2 protein-coding genes are annotated in these 1,901 nt (G+C 46.8%); both read right to left on the bottom strand.

Annotated elements, in window-relative coordinates:
• Positions 1–142: 142 nt before the first annotated feature.
• Positions 143–781 (bottom strand): acyl-CoA dehydrogenase family protein, encoded by a 639-nt coding sequence (locus QUA78_RS32425; protein WP_333399258.1) that lies wholly within the window; start codon positions 779–781, stop codon positions 143–145.
• Entirely contained in the window at positions 747–1,361 is a 615-nt protein-coding gene (locus tag QUA78_RS32420) for an acyl-CoA dehydrogenase family protein (RefSeq protein ID WP_333307365.1), read from the bottom strand. Before QUA78_RS32420 ends, QUA78_RS32425 begins: the two co-directional genes overlap by 35 nt.
• Positions 1,362–1,901 lie beyond the last annotated feature (540 nt).

The raw sequence follows: 1,901 nt of genomic DNA, 5'->3' as shown, positions 1-1,901 counted from the left end.
TAATTATGAAATGGAACCGAAAAGTAAAAAATAAAGGTAACTTAGTTAATGCAGTTTAGATGTTTGACAGCTTAGCTGGGTATTAATGTGGGTTCAAATCACATTCCAAAGCGACCAGCACAAGCGATCGCTATTTAGTAAGCTACGATTCGGCTGAGGGCGTTGGGTTAGGGGACGATCCAAAATAGGAACGATCGTAGGACTGCCCTAGAATTTCCTGACCAATGGATGACAAAACGCGATCGCTATTATCGCGCAGGACGTAAAAGGACAAGTCTCGCAATATTCGCTCTATCGGACTCGGTTGAATCAGGGAGCGAGCACCACAAGTGTTTATGCAGTCGTTCACCGTTTCAGTAGCCAGTTGCTCAGTTATGTAAAGGGCGCGATTGCCTGCTTGTTTGGCCTCTAACTGCTGACCTGTTTCCCAGAGAGTGGCTGTGTGCCGCAACCAGAAATGCATAGTATCTATATTCATTGCTGCCTTAGCAATCCGGTGCTGTACGTAGGGATCGTGCCCTTTTTCCTGCTTATTGATGTATGCCAAAGCATACTCATAGGCTCCCTCAGCAGCCCCTAGAAAAGCAGCGCCATAATGAGGTGTAAACCGCGTCTGCCACTCCTCAAGGATGTACTGTCCTGGATAGCCAATCAGGTTTTCTTTAGCAATGAAAGTCTCCTCAAAGCGAACCAGGTAACTCACTGTACCTCTCATGCCAATTGGCTGCCACCAACTATCATCAAAACTAACACTGGGGTCGGATAAATTGCAGCCCAGCATCAGTACAGATGCCGGTGCATTGGTATGACGCGAGCCCCCAGCCCCTGCTGGGTTGACAAGCAGAACTGCCCACTGTGCTGCTGGGGCGCTGGTAGCGAAGACCTTTGTGCCATTTAACGATGTAGCCGTCATCTACCACTTGAACGGTTGTCCCCACCCCAACTTTTTGACCTGGAATTTGAGACTGCGGTTCTCCACTCCAAGCCGCCCATTTCTCACCACGATCGACAATACCCTCAAACCAGCGCTTTTTTTGAGACTCATTTGCGATAGCCGCAAGTATTACCTGGGCATTGGCCTGTCCTTCCCAGCAACGCGCTAGGGATAAATCCACCTTGGCGAGTTCCTTGGTCATCATCCAGAGGGTAAAGATATCGCTATCATGTCCTAACCCTAGACCGCCATATTCTGTTGGCACAGCAGGCGCATTGAGACCTGCATTAAACAGGTCTTCAAAATCTTCCGTTGGAAAGCTGGAAGTGTGATCGTAGTCTGGGGCGCGAGAGGCGAATTTATCGCGTGCAAGTTGGCTAACACGCTCAATCAAGATTTGCTTATTGAGAGTTAAATTGGAAGTCATTTAATAAAGTTCCAAGAGATTTGTTTCCACGTGCTAATGAAGCCAAGCACGACCTCTTCACTGGTTTCATTAGTCCAGCCGATAGTAAAACTCCCGGCAAAAATCGGTTTGCTTGTCATCCTTAAACTTGTGAAACCCGGCAATGATGCACAAGCCTTTGTTCATGTTAGCTGCCAAAAAGGATTCTACTTAATCGCGATCGTATCGCGCACTGAAAGATTACAACCATTTCGACTCGGCCACGAAAGCAGAAAAATTTGTAATCTGGTGGAACCTTTCCATCTGAACCTTGGAGAAATTCTTCAATCCCTCAGATCCCTTTTCACTACATCCACTGAATTATAGCAGCTTTCTTAAAACATCTAAGTAGTCGGACATAAATAAACAGTGCTGTCTAAAGAAAGATTAAGGGAAAGATTGAAGGGGCGATCGCGCCCGTTCCCGTGGGCTGAGTGCGATCGCTTTGGGAGCGTGTCACTTTTGCGATGAGTATAAATACTCGTGAACCCAGAATGACTTTTTTATCGATCATCAGTATAA

It is taken from the genome of Microcoleus sp. K4-B3, from assembly GCF_036704615.1.
Lineage (GTDB): Bacteria > Cyanobacteriota > Cyanobacteriia > Cyanobacteriales > Microcoleaceae > Microcoleus.
This window is presented reverse-complemented; position numbering and strand designations above follow the sequence as displayed.

What these genes read in the sequence shown, in the direction of transcription:
- QUA78_RS32425 (WP_333399258.1), bottom strand. Translation starts at nt 781, where the DNA reads ATGCTGGGCTGCAATTTATCCGACCCCAGTGTTAGTTTTGATGATAGT.
- QUA78_RS32420 (WP_333307365.1), bottom strand. Translation starts at nt 1,361, where the DNA reads ATGACTTCCAATTTAACTCTCAATAAGCAAATCTTGATTGAGCGTGTT.